The organism is Vibrio sp. B183 (assembly GCF_000740665.1).
Taxonomy (GTDB): Bacteria; Pseudomonadota; Gammaproteobacteria; order Enterobacterales; family Vibrionaceae; genus Vibrio; species Vibrio coralliilyticus.
On sequence record NZ_JPQB01000014.1, the window covers coordinates 258,669 to 279,046 of the forward strand.

The 20,378-nt window shown below is 46.2% G+C and carries 17 protein-coding genes; 10 read left to right on the forward strand and 7 right to left on the reverse strand.

Going from position 1 to position 20,378, the window contains the following annotated elements:
- Window positions 1-78 precede the first annotated feature (78 nt).
- Entirely contained in the window at window positions 79-1,896 is a 1,818-nt protein-coding gene (locus tag IX95_RS15770; protein ID WP_038161702.1) for a hybrid-cluster NAD(P)-dependent oxidoreductase, read from the reverse strand.
- A gap of 494 nt (window positions 1,897-2,390) precedes the next feature.
- Between IX95_RS15770 and pyrC the strand changes: the two genes are divergently transcribed.
- Window positions 2,391-3,419 carry a dihydroorotase gene (gene pyrC, locus IX95_RS15775; protein WP_038161704.1) on the forward strand — a complete coding sequence of 343 codons (1,029 nt, stop codon included), beginning with the start codon at window positions 2,391-2,393 and terminating at the stop codon, window positions 3,417-3,419.
- A gap of 52 nt (window positions 3,420-3,471) precedes the next feature.
- Here the strand turns inward: pyrC and IX95_RS15780 are convergent, their stop codons facing one another.
- Both IX95_RS15780 and IX95_RS15785 read right to left on the reverse strand, forming a co-directional pair.
- A complete protein-coding gene (locus tag IX95_RS15780) occupies window positions 3,472-4,926 on the reverse strand; it encodes a PepSY-associated TM helix domain-containing protein (RefSeq protein ID WP_038161705.1) in 1,455 nt (484 codons plus the stop codon).
- Between the two features lie 129 nt (window positions 4,927-5,055).
- Window positions 5,056-5,409, reverse strand: coding sequence for a hypothetical protein (locus IX95_RS15785; RefSeq protein ID WP_038161706.1), 354 nt, complete (start codon window positions 5,407-5,409; stop codon window positions 5,056-5,058).
- A gap of 340 nt (window positions 5,410-5,749) precedes the next feature.
- Between IX95_RS15785 and uhpT the strand changes: the two genes are divergently transcribed.
- The 4 genes from uhpT to IX95_RS15805 all read left to right on the forward strand — a co-directional run bounded on the left by uhpT (window position 5,750) and on the right by IX95_RS15805 (window position 10,743).
- Window positions 5,750-7,141: a hexose-6-phosphate:phosphate antiporter gene (gene uhpT, locus IX95_RS15790; protein WP_019275811.1), complete on the forward strand. Its 1,392-nt coding sequence runs from the start codon at window positions 5,750-5,752 to the stop codon at window positions 7,139-7,141.
- A gap of 149 nt (window positions 7,142-7,290) precedes the next feature.
- On the forward strand, window positions 7,291-7,902 hold the full coding sequence (gene uhpA, locus IX95_RS15795) for a transcriptional regulator UhpA (protein WP_038161707.1): 612 nt from the start codon (window positions 7,291-7,293) through the stop codon (window positions 7,900-7,902).
- A complete protein-coding gene (gene uhpB, locus IX95_RS15800; RefSeq protein ID WP_038161708.1) occupies window positions 7,902-9,413 on the forward strand; it encodes a signal transduction histidine-protein kinase/phosphatase UhpB in 1,512 nt (503 codons plus the stop codon). Before uhpA ends, uhpB begins: the two co-directional genes overlap by 1 nt.
- Before the next feature lie 10 nt (window positions 9,414-9,423).
- Window positions 9,424-10,743 (forward strand): MFS transporter, encoded by a 1,320-nt coding sequence (locus IX95_RS15805; protein WP_051912580.1) that lies wholly within the window; start codon window positions 9,424-9,426, stop codon window positions 10,741-10,743.
- Here IX95_RS15805 and IX95_RS15810 read toward each other — a convergent pair.
- The 3 genes from IX95_RS15810 to IX95_RS15820 form a co-directional block, all read right to left on the reverse strand.
- Entirely contained in the window at window positions 10,740-11,123 is a 384-nt protein-coding gene (locus IX95_RS15810; RefSeq protein ID WP_038161711.1) for a cytochrome b562, read from the reverse strand. The two genes, IX95_RS15805 and IX95_RS15810, sit on opposite strands and share 4 nt — an antisense overlap.
- 79 nt (window positions 11,124-11,202) lie before the next feature.
- Complete coding sequence (locus IX95_RS15815; protein ID WP_038161713.1) at window positions 11,203-11,946, reverse strand: phosphatase; 744 nt, start codon at window positions 11,944-11,946, stop codon at window positions 11,203-11,205.
- Window positions 11,947-11,994: 48 nt separating this feature from the next.
- Window positions 11,995-12,444, reverse strand: a complete 450-nt coding sequence (locus tag IX95_RS15820; RefSeq protein WP_038161717.1) for an SRPBCC family protein — start codon at window positions 12,442-12,444, stop codon at window positions 11,995-11,997.
- A gap of 166 nt (window positions 12,445-12,610) precedes the next feature.
- Between IX95_RS15820 and IX95_RS15825 the strand changes: the two genes are divergently transcribed.
- The 5 genes from IX95_RS15825 to IX95_RS26670 all read left to right on the forward strand — a co-directional run bounded on the left by IX95_RS15825 (window position 12,611) and on the right by IX95_RS26670 (window position 19,871).
- Window positions 12,611-15,487: an HD domain-containing phosphohydrolase gene (locus IX95_RS15825; RefSeq protein WP_038161720.1), complete on the forward strand. Its 2,877-nt coding sequence runs from the start codon at window positions 12,611-12,613 to the stop codon at window positions 15,485-15,487.
- A gap of 344 nt (window positions 15,488-15,831) precedes the next feature.
- Window positions 15,832-17,334 carry a glucose-6-phosphate dehydrogenase gene (gene zwf, locus IX95_RS15830; protein ID WP_038161723.1) on the forward strand — a complete coding sequence of 501 codons (1,503 nt, stop codon included), beginning with the start codon at window positions 15,832-15,834 and terminating at the stop codon, window positions 17,332-17,334.
- Window positions 17,331-18,047, forward strand: coding sequence for a 6-phosphogluconolactonase (gene pgl, locus IX95_RS15835; RefSeq protein WP_019275804.1), 717 nt, complete (start codon window positions 17,331-17,333; stop codon window positions 18,045-18,047). Before zwf ends, pgl begins: the two co-directional genes overlap by 4 nt.
- Window positions 18,048-18,084: 37 nt before the next feature.
- Window positions 18,085-19,533: a decarboxylating NADP(+)-dependent phosphogluconate dehydrogenase gene (gene gnd / locus IX95_RS15840; RefSeq protein WP_021456736.1), complete on the forward strand. Its 1,449-nt coding sequence runs from the start codon at window positions 18,085-18,087 to the stop codon at window positions 19,531-19,533.
- Between the two features lie 200 nt (window positions 19,534-19,733).
- Window positions 19,734-19,871, forward strand: a complete 138-nt coding sequence (locus IX95_RS26670) for a hypothetical protein (protein ID WP_006961277.1) — start codon at window positions 19,734-19,736, stop codon at window positions 19,869-19,871.
- Window positions 19,872-19,916: 45 nt separating this feature from the next.
- Here the strand turns inward: IX95_RS26670 and IX95_RS15845 are convergent, their stop codons facing one another.
- On the reverse strand, window positions 19,917-20,360 hold the full coding sequence (locus IX95_RS15845; protein WP_019275802.1) for a YtoQ family protein: 444 nt from the start codon (window positions 20,358-20,360) through the stop codon (window positions 19,917-19,919).
- Window positions 20,361-20,378 lie beyond the last annotated feature (18 nt).

A 20,378-nucleotide genomic window follows, 5' to 3' on the forward strand; every position in this document is an offset into this window, starting at 1 on the left:
AAAGTATTCACACTAAAAAAAGCCCCAGGCCTTTGGTCTGGGGCTTTTACCTTTCAGATGACTTGTCCTAAGTTGTGTTTAATTCACCACTTCGATATCAGTTTCAGGGACACAACAACAAGCTAGAGCAATACCCATGTTCATTTCATGATCTTGTAATCCTGGCACATCTGGTTGGTGAACTTTTCCTGATTCAACCGTCACCTTACATGCACCACACAAACCAGCGCGGCAACTGTGCGCAATCGGAATACCTGCGTCCTCAGCTTGTTCCAACAGTGGCTTTTGGTTATTACCGACAAACAGTTGGCCGTTAACACTGATCTGTACTTCTTTAAAAGGTTGTGTACTGGTTTGCGAAACACCAAATGCTTCTTGGTGGTAACACTCTTCTGGCAGACCTTTCTTTAACAGAAGATTCTTAGCTTTCTGCATAAAACCATCAGGCCCACATACGAACACCTGACGCTGTTCAAGATTTTCTATCTGTTTTAGGTGTGCGGTCGTTAAACGCCCTTTTAAACCAAACCAGTCGATAGGTGGCTGAGACAACGAAATCAGCACTCTCAAGCCAGGGTGTTTACGTTTGTAGGTATCTAACTCTTCTTTACAAGGTATATCTTCTACACTGCGGCACTGATGGTAAAAGATAACATCATCCGCTTGGTCGTTATCAGATAAGTATCTCAGCATCGACAGCATTGGTGTCACGCCACTTCCCGCAGACAAAAGTAAAATGGGTTGGTCGTGTTTGTCTCCAAGATGGAAACTACCATCAGGGTTTTCGCAAGCTAACGTATCACCGACTTTCAGATTGTCGTTGAGCCAGTTAGATACTCGCCCGCCGTCAATACGTTTGACAGAAATAGCCAACCGTCCAGGCCTTGAGGGACTAGAAGAAAGCGTATAACGACGCGCGACTTTTTCACCATCGATATCCAATGAAATCGGTAAGTGCTGGCCAGGTAGATAGACAGGAGCGGTGCCGTGTTCTGGTTCTAACCAAAATGTCACAAATTCACGAGCAATCTCTTCACGTTCAACACACGTCATCACCAATTGTGCCGGAGTGTTGTCTGGATAAAATTCTTTCTCTTTGTATTCGAGAACTTCAACAACGTCTCCCTGACGAACCATGCCTTCGTTCTTAGCGACTAGATTTTGACCGAAGAAAACGCCACCTCGCTCGTTCGCGCGAAACTGAGACAGTGTGTTGAGTGGCTCTTTGCTTGGTCTGAATTCGCCTTTATCGACATTAACCGTTGTCAGGATGCAGCGTTCACAAGCTTTAACCGCTTCAAACTCCACTTCCCCAATACGGATTCGCTTCCAGCTGTCTTCCTCAAACGCCTCAGTCGCTGAAACAATCAAGTTGGCACGGAATTGGTCCATTGAGTGGTGTTCAGGGCTGCGACGGTTGAGCTCATCCAAAGAACCCTGACCAATCACAAGCATTGGGTAACCGTCGGCAAAACTGACGTTGTGCCCAACTTTCTCTCGCACACGGTTCGATTGTTCACCTGAAAACAACAACTCTACTCTCTGTTGTAAGACATCGCTGAACCAGTCGTCCGCTTCGTCCGTTGTGGTATACGCGGTGAAATTATCTTTCCATACCTGAGCTGGGGCTTCCTGCATTTTGAAATCTGAGTACTTTAAGCGAAGTGGCGGTTTGCCTTCTGCAACAAAAATTAAACCGTCTGGCGTCAAGCTCGACTGAACTTTAACCATATGTGGGTACTTACGCGCCGTCACCATGGAACCATCAGCCAAAGCAAGCATAAAACGACGGTCAAACATCAGGCCTTGCTTTTCTACCCAAGCAGAAGATTGACTGATACCGCCTAAGGATTTAACTGGGAAAACGTTGATTTGAGAAAGAGTTGGAGCTGACATTGCTAATCCTGAGCTTTGTTATTTGCTGCGATTATACCCGACTCTCTAACGAGATGTTTCATGAAGATGTCAGTTCCAATCATAAAATTCACTTCAAACTTTGTGAATCCGATAATTAACTCGAAACCTCATCATAAAGCGTATCGAAATATGTCTTTGTCTTGAAAACTGTTAACACCCCACTCCCTTATGTAAGAATCCATTAAATTAACTTGTTCTAATGTACCACCTCGCTAGTATGGATTTACCGCATTATCCCAGGTGCGGTACTCCAAACATTGTTGTGTTGTATAACGGATTATGAAAATCCGATATTTCAGGGTTAACGGATTAGCCCTTTTCTTTCATCCAATCCACTTCAAAAGTAAAAAACAGATGCATTAAAAGGCACTTTGCACTATCATCCTGTCGCCTAAGCGTAAGCGTTTGCCTTCACAGTTTTCGTTGATGCTTAGGCTCCAATCAGACAACTTATTATTATGGTGGGAGCAATAATGACAACACTTACGATCACTCGTCCTGACGACTGGCATGTTCACTTACGCGATGGTGATGTTCTAACAGATACCGTCCGCGACATCAGCCGCTACAATGGTCGAGCGCTAATCATGCCAAACACAGTCCCACCAGTTACCGACACTGAAATGGCACTCGCTTATCGTGAGCGCATCATGGCAGAAAAACCAAGCGAACAATTTGAGCCCTTGATGGCGTTGTATCTGACGGATAACACTTCACCCGATGAAATTCGCAAAGCGAAAGCTTCAGGCAAAGTGGTGGCAGCCAAGCTCTACCCTGCTGGCGCAACAACCAACTCTGACTCTGGTGTGACTTCTGCTAAAAACATCTACCATGTGCTTGAAGCAATGCAGGAAGTCGGCATGCTGCTTCTGGTCCACGGCGAAGTGACGACTCATGATGTCGATATTTTTGACCGTGAAAAAGAGTTTCTAGATACGGTTTTGGCGCCCATCGTCAATGATTTCCCAGAATTGAAGATCGTACTTGAGCACATCACAACGGCGGATGCGGCAACTTTTGTTAAAAACGCTAACGATAATGTTGCAGCAACCATCACAGCTCACCACCTGCTGTACAACCGCAATCACATGTTGGTTGGTGGAATTAAACCTCACTTCTATTGCCTGCCGATTCTTAAGCGCAACACCCACCAAAAGGCGCTGATTGAATCAGCTACGAGCGGTAGCAAGAAGTTTTTCCTAGGTACAGATTCCGCTCCGCATGCAAAAGGGATGAAGGAAGCAGCGTGTGGCTGCGCTGGTTCATATACCGCTCACGCAGCGCTAGAGCTTTATGCAGAAGTGTTTGAGCTAGAGGGTAAGCTAGAGAACCTTGAAGCATTTGCGAGCCACAATGGCCCCGACTTCTATGGTCTACCGCGTAACTCAGATACCGTGACGCTCACTAAAGAAGAATGGGCAGTTGCAGAATCAATGCCATTTGGTCAGGACATTGTCGTGCCAATTCGCGCTGGTGAGACCATCGACTGGTCAGTAAAATAGCAGAACCATACGTGAATCAGGCCACCAATAGGTGGCCTTTTTTGTTGTTGTACTAGGCTGCTGACGTTTCCATTTTCTGCCGGAAAACAAACCAATCAATCACACCAAAGAGCACGATAGTCACAGCTGCTAGCGGGAAAAAGACTGCAATCATAGCGAGTGTAATTGCACCTACCTTCCAGATACCATCACTTTCAAAGCGAGGCGGAATACCGACTCGAGTCTTGCCTGACGGCCTTCTGAACCACCACATCACAATACCAGTAATGGAAATAACGATGAACGCCACACAAAACAAAACATTGAGTATCTTGTTAACCACGCTGACATCCCCTTGGTGCAAAGACACTCCTGCTGCCATAAATTTAGCGAACAAACTGTAGTCTTCCCATGTCACATCCACCAACACTTCACCTGTGTACTGGTCTATGTGAGTGGTTTTGTCTTTTCTCGGGTCGCTAATGTCACCCGCCATAGAATTCGCTGCTAACGTATACACACCCGTTTCAGACTGGGGCAAAAAGAGATTAAACTGAGTAAAACCAAGGCGCTGTGCTTGCTCGACTATCGAATCGATACCAATACTCTGACTGATATCATACGAGCTACGTTCATGATGAGTATGATCATCGCTGCCATGAACATGCCCCTTAGATTCAGGTAACGGAGCTTGTTCTAAGTTCCATGGCATTTCTTCCTCACTACCGTGGTTGAGGTCAGCGTGAGTCAGCAGTGACTCTGGCTTATCGCCCCAAGTGTAGTAAGTAGGAAACGTATTCCACGCCTGAACCAGCTTGCTGCCCCAAACGCCAGCCCAAGCCAAGCCTGAGATGACAAAAAACAGCAACACAACAGACAGCACACCACCCAAGTTCGCGTGCAGATCTCGCATCAAGATCCGTGTACCCGATGTAAAGCGCAGTTTCAGAAATCCCGCTTTACTTGCATTGTCCCGTGGTAACCATAAATAGATGCCCGTTACCAAAAGTAAGATACTCAAGCTTGCAGAAACCTCGATTAAGTAATCACCCCATTGGCCAATCAACAAGGTTCCATGGATTTCATTCGCAAGCTGATACCAGCTGTCACTGCGATCTATTTCACCTAATACCTGACCACTATAGGGGTTCACGGTGGCAAACACCGAGGTACCATCTTCCAGACGCACACTGAACTTATTGACCAAGTTTGCTTCAGCGGCAGGGATATACTGAGTAACCTGCCCAGTTGGGTAACTAGCTTGAACGCTTGCTAGCTGCTGCAAAACCGGAACTTTTGAAGATTCAGGCATAACAACCAACTCATCCTGATATCGAGCTTGTTCGATTTCATCATCAAACAGCATGACAAGCCCTGTCAGGCTGAGCATAAGCATAAATGGGATAACATAAAGGCCTGCATAAAAGTGCCAGCGCCATGTCATGAAGTAGCGTGATTTGGTTCGAGCCTTCTCTGAAGATAGGTGTGAAGATTCCTTAGGTGAAGTCTGAGTTTGACTACCCAACATTACAATTTCCTTTTTATTGCGCGCAGCAAAACCCTTCGGATTCAATCCGAATTGATCATTCAATAGTGTTTGCTGAACGTAGACTTTACAGTGAGGCGCTATGCCTTATTTAATAATTTTATTTTTATATCAAGCAATCGACAAAGGCGGCGCACGTGGGAGTGCAAGGTGATAGCGAACGCTTAGAGCCAAAAAAGCATACGCTTCATCACTCACATACGACTGTCGTGTAAAGTAAGGTGGTGTTGGAAGTGAATCCTGATGGAAAGAGGAAAAGTGACTGAATGGACAAGGCTTGCCGTGCTGAGTTTCCGGTTTACCTTCTTCGACCTGAACCAGCTCGAAACCATTGATGGTACATAACGTAGCCCAAACTCCTGCGTTTGAGCCGTGCGCATTTATGACCGGCATCAGAGAAACGAGCAGCCAACTCAGGGCACTCGCCAATAACATCGTCCGGTTAAAATTCGTTGCGCGTAACATGATCACTCTCGATTTGTTAGCTGTAACTATATAACGTGAAGTTAACAAACTCAGCCAGTTGTGCTGCAAAACATAAGCTTAGTCATAACTTTTCTACAAAAAGAACAATAACTAACCGAAACGAGTCCTGCCAATCATGTGACACTATTCACGAAACACTCACTAACCAACTCGATCTAGGAAATTTTCCTAATCCGCCTAGGAGCATCTCTCAAGCCACAACGAACCGCGATGAATACACTTAGCGCCATCGATTTACTCCTGACTGCCTGTCAGATAAATCAACCGAATTTTTTATTTGCTTTGCCCAACGGGCTAAGCCGGGCTCTAAGGATTCACTATGTTGAAATTTCTAGAACAAGTGCGCAAACCAACACTGGATCTGCCAGTCGAAGTTCGCCGAAAAATGTGGTTTAAACCCTTTTTACAATCTTACTTGGTTGTATTCATCGGCTATATGACCATGTACCTGATCCGTAAGAACTTCAATATCGCTCAGAACGATATGATTTCCACTTACGGCCTATCAATGACCGAGTTAGGTATGATTGGCCTTGGCTTCTCGATCACTTACGGCATTGGTAAAACTGTGGTGTCTTATTACGCCGATGGCAAAAACACCAAGCAGTTCCTACCCTTCATGTTGATCCTTTCGGGCCTTGCCATGCTGGGTTTCAGTATGAGCATGGGAGGCGGTAGCATCAGCCTATTCCTCATGATAGCGTTTTATGCGTTAAGTGGTTTCTTCCAGAGTACGGGCGGCCCTTCTAGCTACTCAACCATCACCAAATGGACACCACGTAACAAGCGCGGTTCATACCTTGGTCTGTGGAACATGTCGCACAACGTTGGTGGTGCAGGCGCTGCAGGTGTCGCTCTATTTGGCGCGAATTACCTATTCGATGGTCACGTGATTGGTATGTTCATCTTCCCATCTATCATCGCTTTAATTGTAGGTTTTATCGGGATGCGTTTTGGTAGCGACTCTCCAGAAGCCTACGGCTTAGGTAAAGTGGAGGAGCTGTTCGATGAAGCTGTCAGTGAAGAAGACAATGCCGCGGAAGAGCAGCAAATGTCTAAGCGAGAAATCTTTGTTGAATATGTACTGAAAAACAAAGTGATCTGGCTACTGTGTTTCGCTAACATTTTCCTTTATATCGTACGTATCGGTATCGACCAATGGTCAACGGTTTATGCCTACCAAGAGCTTGGTCTATCTAAAGAAGCGGCAATTTCTGGTTTCACCTTATTCGAAGTGGGTGCACTGGTCGGTACATTAATGTGGGGCTACTTGTCAGACTTGGCTAACGGTCGCCGTGCGCTTGTTGCTTGTGTATCACTTGGCTTGATTATTGTTTCACTCGAGTTCTACCAGCACGCCACCAGCGAGTTCATGTACCTAGCGTCGCTGTTCGTATTAGGTTTCCTGGTCTTTGGTCCTCAGTTGTTAATTGGCGTTGCAGCCGTTGGCTTTGTACCGAAGAAAGCCATCAGTGTTGCTGACGGTGTGAAAGGCACATTTGCGTACCTGATCGGTGACAGCTTTGCAAAACTTGGTCTGGGTATGATTGCAGACGGCACGCCTATTTTTGGCCTGACGGGTTGGCAAGGTACTTTTGCTGCACTCGATACTTCTGCGGCTATCTGTATCGGCTTACTTGCGTTCGTCGCTATTGCTGAAGAGAAGAAGATTCGTAAAGCTAAGAAAAAACTCGCTCAAGTAAACGCTTAATACCCCCAGTTGGCGCTATCTAATACTCGCTGTTCTGCCTGGAATCAGAGAGATATAGATAGCGCTTTTTTTAGTTCCAAACGCTATTTGCCTATTGGTAAACTTAACGGTAACTTACCCCGCACTCTGCCTTGCTTTGGATAATTGCCATGATTAATGTTGCTCTCGTTGATGATCACGTCATCGTCCGATCCGGTTTCGCCCAGCTTCTGAGCTTGGAAAGTGACATTAATGTCGTTGGTGAATTCAACTCCGTGTCCGATGCAAAACAAGGCTTGCCCGGTAGCGGCGCCAATGTGTGCATTACCGATATATCGATGCCTGATGAAAGTGGCCTCACTCTACTTGAGTCGCTACCCTCTGGCATCGCCTGCGTTATGCTGAGTGTCCATGACTCCCCCGCGATGGTAGAAAAAGCGCTTGAAGCTGGGGCTCTAGGGTATTTGACTAAACGATGCAGCCCGGAAGAGTTGGTTCAAGCGGTACGAACCGCGTCCACTGGAGGCTGCTATTTAACCCCAGAAATCGCCTTGAAGTTGGCCTCTCCTAAAAAAGCGACCGCTTCATTAAGTCAGCTAACTAAGCGTGAGAAACAAGTCTGTGAACTGCTTGCGACAGGCATGGATGTTAAGTTAGTGGCTAGCCAGCTCGGTTTGAGCCACAAGACGGTTCACGTCCATCGCGCCAATGCCATGGACAAACTCGCGGTCAAAAACAACGTTGAGCTGGCTAAGCTGTTCAGTCAGGAAATCCCGCTCTAATGCGCAACTACCTAATCACTTCTGCCTGTGCTTGGTTCATTACCCTGTGCAGTTGGTTTTGCTTATGGGTCATTTCTTATTACTTCGTTAATGATGCTGAGTTGGCTATTCTCTTTTTCCCCTTCGCTTTGCGACTGGGGGTCTCCCTGCATACAGCCAAGAAGCACTGGCCTGCAATTTATGCGGCCGAATGGCTGCTGACGATCTCTCTAGCGCTATTGCTAGACCAGCCTCAATGGCTTACCGTTTTAGCAGCCAGTGCCGCTAGTATTCCAGTTACTGCTATGGCGGTGCGATTTAACTACGGGGCGCAATCGCAGCGATTGCTAGTTCAAGCAGCTGTGATTATTGTGTCATCGCTAATCAATGTTGCTGCCGTGAGCAGTCACGTTGAGTCACCTAGCCTAGTTTGGCTGGTTAGCGTCACTGGTGGGCTCATGCTGGTCCCGACCTGTTATCTGGTATGGAACTACCTATTTCAAAGCACTTGGCTCCCGTTGACTTCCAATTTGATCAGCCAGCCTATTCAGTTCAACGTCAAACCGATTATTCTGTTCGTGATCGTGTTTTCTGTCAGCATCGCGCTGCAAATTGGGCTTCCCGATGAACTACGTCGTTTTGCCCCCTTCTGCCTTGCGATTCCTATCATCCTGCTCGCTTTTCGCTACGGCTGGCAAGGTGCCATGCTTGGTACTCTACTCAACAGTATCGCCTTGATTGCAGCACGCAGCGGCGTGTCACAAATCGAAGTCACCGACCTTCTATTGTCGATTACGGCACAGACCTTAACAGGGATATTGCTGGGCATGGCAGTCCAGCGCCAACGAGATTTGAACCAAAAATTGCGCCACGAGTTAAGTCGCAACCAAAACTTATCCCGTCAGTTGGTTAAGGCTGAGGAATCCGTGCGTCAGGAAGTCGCACGCGAATTACACGATGAAATCGGCCAGAATATTACTGCCATCCGCACTCAAGCCAGCATCATTAAGCGAGTTGAAAACCCAGAGATGAGCGCCAATTGCGCCACAACCATAGAATCTTTATCGCTGAATGTGTATGACACCACTAAAGGGCTGTTGACTCGCCTCAGACCCAAAGCACTGGATGATCTTGATCTGGTCGAAGCTCTGCAACAGTTAGTTCGCGAAATGGAGTTTGAGCAGCAAGGCGTTGACGTCTCGTTCAAACTGCAAGGTGGGCATGTATCTACGTTAAGCGATGCGACCAGTGCGACCTTGTATCGGATATGTCAGGAAGCTCTTAACAATGCACAAAAGTACGCTCAGGCTAGCCGTTTAGAGATTGATATCAAACTGGGAGACAAAGTTGAACTCAAGATTCAAGACAACGGCATTGGATTCAAACTACAGGACAGCCAAAAAGGCTTTGGCTTAAAAGGCATGCAAGAGCGAGTGCAGGCCCTCGGCGGGCGATTTAATATTCGTAGCTATAGCCAGCATGAATCAGAGCAGCATGGTACTTCTATTCGTGTCGAATTACCGGGAATTTGAGGTGTAACTTATGTCAGATTCTATCGCTCAATCTAATCACACTACCCACGAGATGAAATCGACTTACCAGTACTGGCGGCTGCATATCATGGTCGGTATGTATCTCGGCTATGCCGGCTTTTACTTCACCCGCAAGACTTTTAACTACGCGACACCTGCTTTGATCGCAGACCTAGGTTTAGACAAAAGCGACATAGGTTTGATGGGCACGTTCTTCTATCTGACCTACGGCTTGTCTAAGTTCATTTCCGGCATCGTTTCAGATCGTTCTAATCCGCGCTATTTCATGGGGCTTGGATTAATTGCAACAGGCATCATTAACATTCTGTTTGGCTTATCCAGCTCACTCTATGCGCTGTTCACGCTTTGGGTGCTCAACGCCTGGTTTCAGGGCTGGGGTTGGCCTTCCTGTTCAAAACTGCTGACGACATGGTATTCACGCTCTGAACGCGGTTTCTTCTGGGCTATCTGGAATACCGCTCATAACGTTGGCGGAGCCTTAATCCCTCTTGTCGTCGGTTACATGGTACTACATTACAGCTGGCGGGAAGGCTTTGTTATTCCGGGGATTATCGGTGTCATCATCGGGCTTTTCCTTTGCTGGAGGCTAAGAGATAAACCGATCACCATGGGGCTACCCACCATTGGCCGATGGAAAAACGACAAGCTTGAGCTGGCACAAGAGAACGACGGTATAGGACTGAAACCCCACCAAATTCTGCGTACTTATGTCCTAAACAACAAATATATTTGGTTGTTGGCGTTTAGCTACGTGTTGGTGTACATCGTTAGAACAGCGGTCAATGACTGGGGTAATCTATACCTTACCGAACAGCACGGTTTCGACTTGATCAACGCAAATGCCGCTTTATCCTTGTTTGAAATCGGTGGCTTTATCGGCTCTCTGGTTGCGGGTTGGGGCTCAGACAAATTATTTGGTGGTAATCGTGGCCCAATGAACCTGATTTTTGCGATGGGAGTTTTCTTGTCAGTGGCCGCTTTATGGCTAATGCCAGTCACGAATTTCGCTTTTCAGGCAGCTGGATTTTTTGCCATTGGATTCTTTGTGTTTGGACCACAAATGCTGATTGGGATGGCCGCTGCAGAATGTTCGCACAAAGACTCAGCGGGTGCGGCGACGGGCTTTGTCGGGCTATTTGCGTATATGGGAGCAGCGTTGGCAGGCTACCCTATGGCTATCATTATGGAGCATTTCCACTGGACTGGATTTTTCGTCACAATTTCGATCTGCTCAGCGGTTATTGGACTGTTACTCCTGCCCTTCTTGCAAGCTCAGTTCAGCAACAGCCCAAATCAAACATCAATCTAGCCGAATAGCTTGCTCCAGATGCTCGGGTTACGTTTGTCGTGATATTCAATGCGAAGTTCATCGACCTGACGCAAAGACTCTTTTGCCGACGCCATATCACCAGCCTCCAATTGCGCTTCTACTTTGTCCAACGCACCTGATAGCTTATTGAAGCCCTCAAAGTAGATATCAAACTTCTCTGGTGGGTAGTCACCACGCTTAGACTGCTCTACCAGTTCAGACAGATTAGTCACCGCTGTCTTCATATCGGTAATTTCAGTTGCTTCAGCAGCGTGTTTAAATTCAACTTTCATTTGCTTCATTGTTGCTTTCAGGTCGAAATCTGACGCAAAAGCTTGTACCGATACCATCAGTACCAGAGCTGGAATTAAATTTCTCATTGTATTGTTCTTATCTTGTAATAGGAGGAGAAAGTGTACTGAATTCAGTCAGCACACTTGAGATGAAAATTGTATCAACTTATAAATTGACGTAATCCTCGATCGGTGCTCGACCACGTAGTTCAAGGAAATCGAGGAATTGGCGAGCAGAATACGTGATAACCCGCGTACTGTCGATACCGACATCATCCATCAAATCAGACACTAAACTGAGATTACCAACATCCTGGCAGAAATGAGCATCACTACCCGTGGTAAAATACACTCCCAGCTTTTTACCAATCTGGGCGATTTCGTGGCAGCGTTCAACACTTCCCACTCTGCTGTTGCCTTTTAATGTGGTGTTGTTGATTTCGATTGCTACGTTATGCTCTCTGGCACACGTTAGAACCGATTCAAAATCAAAGTCGAAGTTCGGATTGCCTAGATGCCCCAGAGCATCAACTCGACCGCCACGAATAGTATTGATGAGGGCTTCAGTGTGCTCTTCTTTACTAGAAGGGCGAAATACAGGCTCGTGAAAACTGGCAATCGCCCAATCTAGATTCTTATCTGTTGAGGGATGGATATCCACTTCCCCCTTCGTGTTTAGAATATTGGATTCAACACCACGAATGACGGCAACGCCTTCTATAAATCGAGGCAAGACCCGCTGATTAGAAAAAAACCAGTAGTGTGGCGCTCCCGGCATCGATTCTGCGTGATCAGTGGTGCAAAACATCTCCAGACCATGTTCTTTTGCCAGTTTAGCGTTTTCAATGAGTGTGCTGTAAGCGTGACCACTCGCATAAGTGTGAGTGTGAGTGTCAACAACAAGCTTCATAATGTCAGCTTCCTAAATCTCCCAAAGTCTGGTCGATATTTTACCAGTCTAACTTCCTTGTTGCTCACATATTACCTTGATCAATGGCAGCGCCTTCTCCCATCCACTATTGAACATACTGACAAAGTCAGGATGAGTTTCAATTGTCACTTTAAGCAAGACTGAATTTTCCAGCGGCATGATCTGATAACTTTCCTTACTGCCAATCCACTTCTTAGCAGAATCACTGTCTATGTCTTGTATATGATCTGGGTTGAAGATAGCAATATGATGATATTCAATTACTTTGTGCTCCTCGATACGGTCAACAATAGCTCGAGTCCCACCTAGCTCTGGATCGAAGAAGGACACATTGCTCCCCTCCAACCATTCGCCTTCGAACTGGGATTGAGGTGAAAATACTCTCGCCCACTGTGAATACAGCTCAACTTCCGTAAGCACTTTCCAGATAGTTTCTGGCGTTGCCGCCACCTCAATCTGATAATTTAGCGTTAGCATCCTGTTTTTTTCCTTTTCCCATCCTCTATTAGTTATAGTTGATTTAACGACATATTACTTTGTAAATCAGAAAACTAGCGCATTAGTCTTGCAAAGCTTAACGACAACTTTTGCATGATTCGTATATTGACCAATACTTATTAAGTAATTAGTTAATGGGCAAGACATGAAGAAACGTCGCTATTCGCTGAGTATCCATATAACAAGCTTGTTTTTAGTGCTGACTACCTTAGTCGGTACCGTGTTAATTGCGATTAGCTATCGACACTCTCAGGAATTGCTGACTGGCAGCGCTAAAGAACTTAGCAGTGAGAACAGTCGAAAACTTGAGTCCACATTCAGGGTGCGTGCAGGCCCTATACTCACGACTCTCGATTTCATGGCACTGAGTGCCGTTATCGATGAGCGTAAAGCTCCACTCAAAGCGAAACGATTCCTCTCTTCATTAGAGTTAATTTTTCAACGAAATCAGGGGCTAGTCGCCTTGTTCTATGCGAATGAGCACGGTGAGTTTACGATGCTTCGTCCACTGCGCGACAACAAATCTCGCGAACGATTTGGCGCCCCTCCCAAAGCCAGCATGATGATCAATTTCACAAAGGTCGATGGTTCAAATGAGTTCCATTATTTAGATGGCAATCACAAACGTATCGGATACAAACAAACCAACGACAACGAATTCGACCCCAGAATCAGGCCTTGGTTTACCAACGCCGATCCTGACGGAGATATTCGCCTCACCGAACCGTATTTTTTTTACTTTCTGAAAACCAACGGCGTGACCTTATCTCGTCGCTCAGCAGATGGCGGAAAAGTGGTAGCGGCCGATTTCACGCTATCTTCCTTATCACAACAAATTGGTGAGATTGGCTTTTCTGACAACACCAAGCTTATGCTCTTTGACAATCAATTCAGAGTGTTAGCTCAGCATCAGACAGGTGTCGATCTCGCTCTAGATAATGAAAAAATTCAACAAAAACTTGAGAACAGTCTATTCTCCCCCATCCTCGATCGTCATAGCAGCCAGACACTTTATGAGCCCGTCGTCGACGATGGTAAAAACTGGGCGGTAACATTAACCCCAGTGGTACTAAATGAACATGTGCGCCTTCTTCTCGCAGAGGCGACCCCACAAGATGATCTGTTAGCCAATTTACTTTCGATGCGTGACCGACAGATCACCGTTGCGATGGCTATGCTCGCTATTTGTTTTGTCGTTGTGTGGGTCGTGGCGAATAAATTGGCGACACCTTTGCAAAACCTTGTCTTGCTCACTGATAATATCGCTCGCTTTGATTTCAAAAAAACCCGCTACCCTAAAAGTGTCATCAAAGAAGTCGCCAATCTGACCGAGTCGATTGAGCTGATGGAGCATACTCTGCATGATTTGCTGCGCTTGTTGCGCGACACGGCTAGTAATCAGGATTTCTCAGTTCTCGCTAAAACCATCACACACCAAAGTTACCTTGTCACGAAAGCGGAGACCATTGTTCTCTACACCTACTCGGAACAACAGAAAACATTTGAGACTGCAGCGAACCACGCCATCATTCCATTTAAGATTGAACTGAATGAGTTTCTGACTGAGACGGCTTGGTTAGAGACCGATTTGCGTCGAGGCGAGATTATGCACCTCAATCGAAGTGATAATGCGCTCAACCGACATAAAGAGTATTTCTATAACTCTGACGTTTATTTCTTCCCGTTGCTCAGCCGAGAGAAACGTTTAGTTGGTATTTTGTTGCTTGGGTATGAGCGCGCCATCACCAAAGAACAAAGCGATAAACATGCATTCCTCAAAGAGTTGCTCAGCTTTGCTGAAATCGCCAAAGAAAATATCGACCAGATGCAGCAACAAAAAGACATGTTAAATGCCTTCATTGAGCTGATTGCTTCAGCGATTGATACCAAGTCACCCTACACTGGTAGCCACTGCCAGCGTGTCCCTGAACTGACAAAAATGCTGACTCAGGTCGCTCAGGACGATGACAATTACTTCCCGCAATTTGGTATGAATAAAAAACAATGGGAAGAGCTTCACCTTGCTGCATGGCTCCACGACTGCGGTAAAGTCACTACCCCTGAGTATGTCATTGATAAAGCGACGAAGCTTGAAACCATCTACGACAGAATCCATGAGATTCGGATGCGCTTTGAACTGCTAAAAACTCAAGCAGAAGTAGATTATTGGCAAGGCCTTTACCAAGGAGGTAGCGCGACCGAATTAAAACGCACCCTGAAAGACACACACAAAACGTTAGATGAAGAATTTCAGTTTATCGCTCAATGTAATGTCGGTAGTGAGCAAATGGAAGAATCTGCCATTGAGCGGCTCAACAACATAGCAAAAAGACAGTGGAAGAGAACCTTGAATGATCAAGCTGGTGTATCTTGGGTTGAAAAACAACGAGCTGGTGAGGCATTGGCGTTGCCAGTGATGGAGCCACTATTAAGTGATAAACAGGTTCATCATATCCCATGGAAACAGGGAGAGAGTCCGCAGGATGTCTGGAAAGAACACTTTATCCTTCAACCTGGAAACCTTAAATATAATCGCGGAGAGCTGTACAACCTCTCGATTCGCTACGGCACTCTAAACGATGAAGAGCGGTTTATTATCAATGACCATATCATTCAAACGATTACGATGCTTGGTCGCCTTCCCTACCCAGAGCATTTGAAAAATATTCCGGAAATAGCAGGCGGACACCACGAACGCATGGATGGGAAAGGGTATCCAAGAGGCTTAAACGAAGACCAACTCTCAATCCCAGCCAGAGTCATGGCCATTGCCGATGTTTTTGAAGCACTCACTTCCAGTGACAGACCTTATAAAAAAGCGAAGAATCTGGAGGAGTCACTCAACATCATGACTCACATGGCCACTTCAGGTCATATCGATCCTAAGCTTTACTTGCTCTTCTTAGAGCACGAAATTGATCAGAAATACGCTGAGATGTTCTTATCGCCGCAGCAAATCGTTCCTGTCGAACGAGAAGAACATATGCAAACCGTCAAAGCCCACCTCAAAGCCTTATTCTAAACCCACCCTAAGCGTTTCAATTATGTAAACAAATAGAGTTTTAACTCCATACAAATACGTTCATCAGAATTCTAAATAAATCTCATAGAATCAATGACCTGAAGTTTTCGCTAGTCAATATTTAATCGATTGCCTTCACAAAGGTTGATGTATATCAAATACTCATAGACAATACGCTGCCGAATTGAGATTTATCTCTATAGCTCAAGAAGATTAAGGTTTTGGCTATCAAAGTAATAGGCATCACCGATTATCAATTTTGAAGTCCCGTTGATAGGGTTGGCTCTTCCAAAGAGCCAGCATTGACGGCACATGATAACTACCTCGTTTCTAAGGGAAAGATGATGGTAATACCAGAAAACAGCAGCATCGTTATTTTTGGTGCTTCGGGAGACTTGACGTATCGTAAGTTAATCCCTGCTCTATACCACCTTTATGCGAGTAAGCAGCTTCCACAAAACTTCGCTATTCTGGGTGTCAGCCGCACAGAATATAGCGACGAGTCTTACCGCGAAAAACTGAAGCACTCACTTCAGGAAATGGAAAAAACTGAGCCTGCAACGCTAGATGCATTCATTAATCACTTGCACTACCAAGCGATCAATACCTCTGATACCGCAGACTACAGCAAACTGGTTACCCGTCTTGACCAACTGTCCGAGCAGTACAACTTCGAGCAACGTAACACGCTATTCTACTTAGCTACTCCACCAAGCCTATACAGCGTTATTCCTGCAAGCCTTGCTGCACACGGTCTAAGTAACGAAGAGGATGGTTGGAAACGCCTAATCATCGAAAAGCCGTTCGGTTACGATCTAGAGTCTGCTCAAAAGCTCGATAAAGAAATTCACGAACACTTCCAAGAGCACCAAATCTACCGTATCGACCATTACCTTGGTAAAGAAACAGTACAGAATCTACTGGTTCTGCGCTTCTCAAATGCGATGTTTGAACCGCTTTGGAACCGTAACTTTATCGAATACGTTGAAATTACCGGTGCGGAATTCCTTGGCGTAGAGGAACGTGGCGGTTATTACGACGGCTCTGGTGCGGTACGCGACATGTTCCAAAACCACCTACTGCAAGTTCTCGCAATGGTTGGTATGGAGCCACCAGCACAAATTAACGCAGATTCTATGCGTGACGAAGTCGTTAAAGTTCTACAGTGTCTGAAACCTCTAGACGAAGAGTCACTGCGTAAAAACCTTGTTCTTGGGCAGTACACCGCATCTGACGTTCGCGGCGAGCACTTACTGGGCTACCGAGAAGAAAACGGCGTCGCTGACGATTCACGGACTGAGACCTACATCGGCCTAAAAGCATACATCAACAACTGGCGTTGGAACGGTGTACCATTCTACGTACGTACCGGTAAGCGATTGCCAACACGCGTAACAGAAGTGGTTATCCACTTTAAGAACACGCCGCACCCAGTGTTTGGTCAGAACGCGCCTGAAAACAAACTCATCATTCGTATTCAGCCGGATGAAGGCATTCAGATGAGCTTTGGCCTAAAAGAGCCAGGCGCTGGTTTTAAAGCCAAAGAAGTGAAGATGAACTTCTCTTACAATGATTTGGAAGAGACTCAGATGCTAACCGCGTATGAGCGCTTACTACTTGATGCTTTGAATGGCGATGCTACTCTATTTGCACGTACTGATGCGGTAGAAGCTTGCTGGAAGTACGTTCAGCCAATTCTCGATTTCAAACAAGACCCACAAGCGCTATTTGGTTACGCCTGTGGCACATGGGGGCCAAAAGAAGCAGACGATCTACTTCAGCGCGCAAACCGCGCTTGGCGTTTCCCATGTAAGAACCTAACAGACACGGACTACTGCGAACTATGATCAATCATAAGATCTTCCCAACAGCAGAACAGGTGGTAGAAAGCTTAGCGAACGACATGAAAGCGTTCAGCGAACTTGGTCGACCTGTTCACATTTCACTATCGGGTGGTAGCACACCTAAAATGCTGTTTAAGCTGCTATCAACCGATACATACGCTACGTCTATCCAGTGGAATAACCTACACTTCTGGTGGGGCGATGAACGCTGCGTCGCACCTGACGACGCAGAAAGTAACTACGGTGAAGCGAACGCTTTGCTATTTAGCAAAGTGAACCTACCAGCTGAAAACATCCATCGCATCCGTGGTGAAGAAGAGCCAAAAGCAGAAGCTGAGCGATTCGCACGAGAGATGGCGGATGTGATTCCAACGGAAAACGACACGCCTGTCTTCGATTGGATTCTGCTAGGCGTCGGTGCAGATGGACACACAGCATCACTGTTCCCAGGTCAAACTGATTATCAAGACGAGAATCTATCGGTATTAGCTTCTCATCCTGAATCAGGCCAGATTCGTGTTTCTAAAACAGCGAAAGTTTTAGAAGCCGCTAAACGTATCAGCTATCTTGTACTTGGTGCAGGCAAAGTTGAAATCGTAAACGAAATTCATACTACTCCGGCAAGCGAGCTGCCTTATCCAGCTGCGAAAATCCAGTCTAAAGCTGGCGAGACCGAGTGGTACTTAGATTCAGACGCAGCAGCAAAAATCGCGTAATGCGAGCGTCCATTTTTAGAGAAATTGGAGAGAAATAATGAAAGGTGATATCGGTGTAATTGGCCTAGCAGTAATGGGTCAAAACCTTATCCTGAACATGAACGATCACGGCTTTAAAGTGGTTGCTCACAACCGTACTGCTGCGAAAGTAGACGAATTCCTTGAAGGCCCAGCAAAAGGAACTAACATCGTTGGTGCTTACTCTCTGGAAGAGCTAGTAGAGAAACTAGAAGCGCCACGTAAAGTGATGCTTATGGTTCGTGCTGGTGCTGTTGTAGATGCGTTCATTGACAACCTAATCCCGCTTCTAGACGAAGGCGACATCATCATCGATGGTGGTAACACTAACTACCCAGACACAAACCGTCGCGTTGCACATTGTCGTGAAAAAGGCATTCACTTCATCGGTACTGGTGTATCTGGTGGTGAAGAAGGTGCTCGTTTCGGTCCTTCAATCATGCCTGGCGGCTCTGCGGAAGCTTGGGAAGCAGTTAAGCCTATCTTCCAAGGTATCTCAGCAAAAACTGACGCTGGCGAGCCTTGCTGTGACTGGGTTGGTAACGACGGTGCTGGCCACTTCGTTAAAATGGTTCACAACGGTATCGAATACGGCGACATGCAGCTGATCACTGAAGCGTACCAGTTCATGAAAGATGGCCTAGGTATGTCTGCAGACGAAATGCAGGCAGTATTCGCAGATTGGAACAAGACTGAACTAGACAGCTACCTTGTTGAAATCACGGCTGACATCCTTGGTTACAAAGATGAAGACGGTGAGCCTCTAGTTGAAAAGATCCTAGACACTGCAGGCCAAAAAGGTACAGGTAAATGGACGGGTATCAACGCACTAGACCTTGGTATTCCTCTAACGCTTATCTCTGAGTCTGTCTTCTCTCGTTGTCTGTCTGCGCTTAAAGATCAACGTGTTGAAGCTGAATCGCTATTCGGTAAGACAATCACTCCAGTTGAAGGCGACAAGCAAGAGTGGGTTGACGCTCTTCGTCAAGCTCTCCTGGCTTCTAAGATCATTTCTTACGCTCAAGGCTTCATGCTAATGCGCGAAGCATCTAACGAGAACGGTTGGGATCTTAACTACGGTAACGTAGCGCTTATGTGGCGTGGTGGTTGTATCATCCGCAGTGCATTCCTAGGTAACATCCGTGATGCGTACGAAGCGAACCCAGACATCGCATTCCTAGGTTCAGATGACTACTTCAAAGGCATCCTACAAAACAGCCTAAGCGCATGGCGTAAGGTTGCAGCTAAGTCGCTAGAAGCAGGCATCCCAATGCCTTGTACTATCTCTGCACTTTCGTTCCTAGACGGCTACACAACAGCACGTCTGCCAGCGAACCTTCTTCAAGCTCAACGTGACTACTTCGGTGCTCACACTTATGAGCGTACTGATCGTCCACGTGGTGAGTTCTTCCACACGAACTGGACTGGTACAGGCGGCGACACAGCGTCTACTACTTACGACGTATAAATCTGCTTAAAGGGGCTTAGTACGGTATTTTGTAATACCCGAAACTCCTACTACAATTAAGACGTTATGGAGGATGTTAGCCTAGCTCACATCCTCTATTTTTTGAAACCTACAACAAGGAGTCGTGTGAGTTCTCACAACGGCATTGGTGAATAGCTTAACCTGGATGGTTTATAACAATCTAAATTGAGGTTCTTGAAATGACTATTAATAAGTACTTTGTCTTTGTTCCTTCTATTGAAGAAGCTAAAGCGAAAAAGGAAAGTGAAGTGGTAAAAACTAAGGAAGCTCAACGTCAGGCATTAGTAAAACAGGCGCAGCAACAGGGCGGACTGTAAAGGCTAGGTTTCAGTAAAAAGAGCGCCCGTTGTGGCGCTCTTTTTTTATTTTTGGCTCGTAACGTATTTTAGGAGCTCAACGACATGTTCTGGTGACTCCGCCCACGCCATTGCCGCAGCATCGACCTCTTTAAGCGGGTGAATCAAAGACTCATCGTGAAGCGTAATATACGGCTTATCAAGTGCCGCTAACATGCCTGCATCAAATGCGGCATTCCACTGACGATATTTATCACCAAAGCGCACCACGCCAATATCACACTGTTTGATAAGAGTAGACGTTCGAATGGCGTTGACTTTGGACGATTGGTGGTCACGCCAAAAGCCTGACTCATTCTCTCTGAGTACGTCACCCGCTGCATCGCTGGAGTCGTGATCGGTATTCGCAGAATAGAATTCAATATTCAGATCCAGCTTCTGAGCACCTTCCACAATACGTTCGCGCCAATCGGTATGAATTTCACCGCTAAGATAGACTTTCCAAATCATCACATTGTTTCCTTTTGA